At 70.7% G+C, this 5,735-nt stretch carries 1 protein-coding gene; it reads right to left on the reverse strand.

All coding sequences use genetic code 11. The features are described 5' to 3' along the window. Nucleotides 1-5,707, reverse strand: a 5,707-nt coding sequence (locus B9S57_RS17695) for an SDR family NAD(P)-dependent oxidoreductase (protein ID WP_308457404.1), incomplete at its 3' end; no start/stop codon positions are given. Nucleotides 5,708-5,735 lie beyond the last annotated feature (28 nt).

Genomic DNA, 5,735 nt, shown 5'->3' on the forward strand with positions numbered 1-5,735 from the left:
GCTTCACACCCCACGCCGACACCAGACGGAACAACGCCACCTCAAGAGCGAACAGCCCGGCCTGCGTGAACTGCGTCCGATCCAGCAGCTCACCACCCTCGAACACCACACCCCGCACCGGACGATCCAGATGCCGGTCCAACTCCACACACACCGCATCAAACGCATCCGCGAACACCGGATACGCCTCATACAACTCACGACCCATACCCGACCGCTGCGCACCCTGACCCGAGAACAACACCGCCGAGCTGCTCGACGAAACCGTGCCCCTGACTCTCCTGCCACCGATGACCACCGCACGGTGATTCAGAGCCGCACGCGTCGTCACCAGCGAGAACCCGACATCCACCGGATCCAGATCCCCGGCGAACACCGACACCCGCTCCACCTGTGCATCGAGCGCCTCGGCCGTCTTCGCCGACACCACCCACGGCACCACCGGCACCAATGTGCTCGCGGAGGTTTCCATGACCTCACTGTCCGGAGCCTGCTCCAGGATCACGTGCGCATTCGTTCCGCTGATCCCGAAGGACGACACCGCGGAACGCCGTGCCCCGCCCGTCTCCGGCCACCGCACCGACTCCGTCAGCAGTTCCACCGAACCCGCCGACCAGTCCACGTGCGACGTCGGCTCGTCCACGTGGAGGGTGCGGGGCAGCAGCCCATGGCGCATGGACTGCACCATCTTGATCACACCGGCCACACCAGCCGCCGCCTGCGTGTGACCGATGTTCGACTTGACCGACCCCAGCAGCAGCGGACGGTCATCCGACCGCTCCTGCCCATACGTCGCGAGCAGCGCCTGCGCCTCGATCGGGTCACCCAACCGCGTGCCCGTACCGTGCGCGTCTACGGCGTCGATGTCTCCGGCGTCGACTCCCGCGTTCGCCAGCGCCTGCCGGATGACCCGCTGCTGAGACGGACCGTTCGGGGCTGTCAGGCCGTTCGACGCACCGTCCTGGTTGACGGCGGAACCGCGTACGACGGCGAGCACGTGGTGCCCGTTGCGCCGAGCGTCCGAAAGCCGCTCCACCAGCACCATGCCAACGCCCTCGGACCACCCCGTGCCGTCCGCCGCCTCGGCGAACGGCTTGCAGCGGCCGTCCGGTGCCAGCCCGCGCTGACGGCTGAACTCGATGAAGATGCCGGGGTCGGCCATGACCGTGACACCGCCGGCCAGTGCCATGGTGCATTCGCCCTGACGCAACGCCTGCACAGCAAGGTGGAGGGCCACCAGTGAGGACGAGCATGCCGTGTCCACGGTCACCGCCGGCCCCTCCAGGCCGAAGGTGTACGACACCCGGCCGGACACCACGCTGGTGGCACTGCCGGTCAGGGCGTTCCCTTCGAAGCCTTCGGGCAGTTGCGCCCCAGCTCCGTAGGCGGAGGACGACGCACCGGCGAAAACGCCGGTCGCGCTCCCGCGCATCTCGGCTGGGTCGATGCCCGCAGATTCGAACGTCTCCCACGCGGTCTCCAACAGCAGGCGCTGCTGCGGATCCATTCCCAGCGCCTCGCGCGGCGAGATCCCGAAGAAGCCGGGGTCGAAGGCGCTCGCGCCCGTCAGGAAGCCACCTTCGCGCACGGTGGCGAGTCGTTCGGCGCCCTCCTCCGGTTCCCGTGTGTTCAGCCGGTCGGCGTGCCAACCACGGTCGTCGGGGAACCCGGTGATCGCGTCACCGTCGTCGAGAAGCAGCCGCCAGAGGTCGTCGGGCGAGTTCACCTCGCCGGGGAACCGGCAACTCATCCCGACGATCGCAATCGGGTCGTCGCCCGCGGCGGTGAGGAGCGCACTCGCGTTCTCCGGTACGACGACGCCCAGGATCTCGGTCAGCAGGAAGCCCGCGAGAGCGGCGGGGGTGGGGTAGTCGAAGACCAGGGTCGCGGGCAACCGGAGACCGGTCGCGGCGTTGAGCCGGTTACGCAGCTCCACCGCTGTCAGGGAGTCGACTCCGAGCTCCTTGAACTGCTTGTCACCGTCGACCGTCTCGGCGCCCGCATGGCCGAGAACAGAGGCCGCCTGGGTTCGTACGAGATCCAGCAGTTCCCGGTCGCGCTCCTGCGGAGCGAGTCCTGCGAGGCGCTGCCCCAGAGTCGACCCACCCGTCGTAGCGGCGGCCGGAGCCCTGCGTCGGCCGGCGGTGCGGACCAGTCCGCGGAACACTCCGGGCAGGGCGCCCGCGACGGCCTGCGACTGGAGGGCCGTGAGATCAAGACCGACCGGGACCAGCGCGGCCCGCGGCGAGGCCAGCGCGGCGTCGAGGAGGGCGAGTCCCTGCTCGTCCGTGAGCGGCAGGACCCCGGAGCGCACCATGCGGTCCACGTCGGAGCCGTCGAGTCGTCCGAGCATGCCGTCCGTGGTGGCCCAGGGCCCCCACGCCAGCGAGGTCGCCACCAGCCCCGCGCTGCGGCGCTGCTGGGCGAGACCGTCGAGGAAGGCGTTGGCCGCCGCGTAGTTCGCCTGACCGGGTCCGCCGAAGACACCGGCCACCGAGGAGAACGTGACGAACATCGACAGGTCGAGCGTCGCGGTGAGCTCGTGCAGGTGGACCGCTCCGTCGACCTTGGGGCGCAAGACGGTGTCGAGGCGCTCGTGTGTCATGGACGAGACCACACCGTCGTCGAGGACTCCCGCGGCGTGCACGACGCCCGTCAGCGGCCGGTCCTCGGGCACGTCCGCCAGGACGGCCGCCAGTTGATCACGGTCGGCGACGTCGCAGGCTGCCAGCACGACTTCAACGCCGGCCTCGGTCAGTTCTTCGGCGAGCGCGGCGGCACCGGCGGCCGAGGCCCCCCGACGGCCGGTGAGGACGAGGCTGCGCACACCGTGCTCGGCCACCAGGTGGCGTGCCACCAGCCCACCGAGCGCGCCGGTGGCCCCGGTCACCAGGACCGTCCCGTGCCGCTGCACGGGCTCAGGCACGGTCAGGACGACCTTGCCGACGTGGCGAGCCTTGGCCAGGAAGCGGAACGCTTCCGGCGCCTGCCTCACATCCCAGGTACGGATCGGCAGCGGCTTGAGCGCACCGCTGTCGAAGAGCGCAAGCACCTCGGCCATGAGCTGGCCGATCCGCTCGGGCCCGGCTTCGATCAGGTCGAAGGCCTGGTAGGCGACGCCCGGGAAGGTCTCGGCGATCGCGTCCGCGTCGCGGATGTCGGTCTTGCCCATCTCCATGAACCGGCCACCACGCGGCAGCAGGCGCAACGACGCGTCCACGAACTCCCTGGCGAGGGAGTCCAGGACGAGGTCGACACCGCGGCCTCCGGTGACGCCGAGGAACTGTTCCTCGAAATCGAGTGTGCGCGACGAGGCGATGTGCGCGTCGTCGAGTCCGAGCGAGCGCACCACGTCCCACTTGCCGCTGCTCGCGGTACCGAAGACCTCGGCGCCCAGGTGCTGTGCGAGCTGCACGGCGGCCATGCCCACACCGCCGGCGGCGGCGTGCACGAGGACCGACTCGCCGGGCTGCAGACCCCCGAGGTCCACGAGTGCGTAGTAGGCGGTCATGAAGACCACCGGGGCTGATGCCGCTTCGGTGAAGGACCAGCCGTCCGGGATACGGGCCACAGTACGGCGGTCCGTGACCGCGACCGGTCCGAACGCACCGGAGAACAGGCCCATCACACGATCGCCTGGCTCCAGGCCGGTGACCCCGGGGCCGGTCTCCAGGACGATACCGGCGCCCTCGATACCCATCGTGGCGTCACCAGGATAGACGCCGAGCGCGATGAGCACGTCGCGGAAGTTCAGACCTGCGGCACGCATGCCGACCCGTACCGTCCCCGGCGCGAGGGGCTCGGCGGCATCGGGACAGGCGGCGAGCGCGAGGTTCTCGAGAGTGCCCTTCTCCGCGATGTCCAGCCTCCACGGGGCGTCCCCGGGCGGTACGAGGGCCTCCGCTGCCGAAGGGCGGCCCAGCCGGGGTACGAACGCGTCCCCGCCACGGATGGCGAGCTGCGGCTCGCCCGTAGCAAGTGCCGGGAGGAGTGCGGCGTGGGAGTCGTCGAGGTCCACCAAGACCAGTCGGCCCGGGTTCTCGGACTGCGCCGAGCGGATCAGGCCCCAGGCCGCCGCTCCGCCCAGGTCGAACAGCGCGTCCTCCCCGCGGGGCGCCACGGCCCCGCAGGTCGTGACCACCAGCAAGGCGTCTGCGAATCGGGGATCAGCCAGCCATTCCTGGACCAGCGTGAGCAGCTCGTGCACACTCCGGCGCACGTCGGATGCCAGATCTTCGCCCTCGACGCCGGTCGCGACGCCGTGTGTGACGAGGACGAGGTCGACGGCCGGGTCCACGGCTGACAGATCCGCGTACGGTTCGGCGCCAAGGGCCACCGGCCAGCCCTCGCCGATCACGGCCCACCTACGGGCAGGGCCGTCCGGCGGCAGCGGCGGCACGGGGAGAGGTGCCCATTCGAGGTGGAACAGTTCGGTCTGATCGGCTCCGGGCGCCGCCAGTTGCTCTGCGGTCACCGGACGCAGTACCAGCGACTCGACGTGGGCGACCGGGGAGCCGGAATCGTCGGCGGCCAGGACGCGAACGCCCGAGCTCGTGGGGGTGATCCGCACCCGCAGCACGGACGCGCCGACCGCGTACAGAGAGACGCCGGACCAGGCGAACGGCAGACCGACCCCCACTGCCTCGTCCCGAGCCTCGCCACCGCCGTTCAGTCCCATGGCGTGCAGGGCGGAGTCGAGCAGGGCGGGATGAAGACCGAATCGTTCGGCCTCGGCGCCGTCGGGCAGCGCGACCTCGGCGAAGATCTCCTCCCCGAGGCGCCACGCCGCCCGCAGCCCTTGGAACACGGGGCCGTAGCCGTAGCCGTGCTCGGCCAGGCCCTCGTAGTGCCCGTCGACGGACACGGCGACGGCTCCGCGGGGTGGCCACTCGGCCAGCTCCTGATCGCCGACCTCAGCACCGGCGGGGGCCAGCACCCCAGCAGCGTGCTGCTGCCACGGGAGGGCGTCCTCCTCCCCTTCGGCGGGCCGGGAGTACAGGGCGACAGGGCGCTTGCCTTCGGCGTCCTCCGCGCCCACCGTCAGCTGTACGGCGACTCCGCCGTGCTCGGGGAGAACCAGCGGTGTCTGGAGCGTCAGCTCCTCGAGGAGACCGCAACCGACGTGCTCGCCTGCTTGCAGGACGAGTTCCACGTAGGCCGTGCCCGGGAGCAGAACAGCACCGAGCACCGCGTGGTCACCGAGCCACGGATGCGTCTGCAGCGACAGTCGGCCCGTCATGATCAGTCCGTCCGCGTCGGCCCGCGTCATCGCGGCTCCGAGCATCGGGTGTCCGACAGGGCGCAGTCCGAACGCGGATACGTCACCCGTCCACCGCGCTGCGGCGGCGGGCCAGTAGTGCTCGCGCTGGAAGGCGTAGGTGGGCAGGTCGACCCGGCGGGCGCCGGTGCCGGCGAAGTACGCCGCCCAGTCGACCGCCGACCCGCGTACGTAAAGCTCCGCGAGCGCGGTGACCAGCGTCTTCGGCTCGTCCCTGTCCTTGCGCAGCGCGGGAGCGAACACCGAGTCCTCGACACAGTCCTGGCCCATGGCGCTGAGCACTCCGTCGGGGCCCAGCTCCAGGAACGTGGACACGCCCTGCTCCTGGAGGGTGCGCATCCCGTCGACGAAACGAACCGCCTCACGCACATGGCGCACCCAGTAGTCCGCCGAACCAACCTCGTCGTCGGACACCAACTGACCGGTCACGTTCGAGACGATCGCGATCTCGGGCCGC

It is taken from the genome of Streptomyces sp. SM10 (genome assembly GCF_002910915.1).
GTDB lineage: Bacteria > Actinomycetota > Actinomycetes > Streptomycetales > Streptomycetaceae > Streptomyces.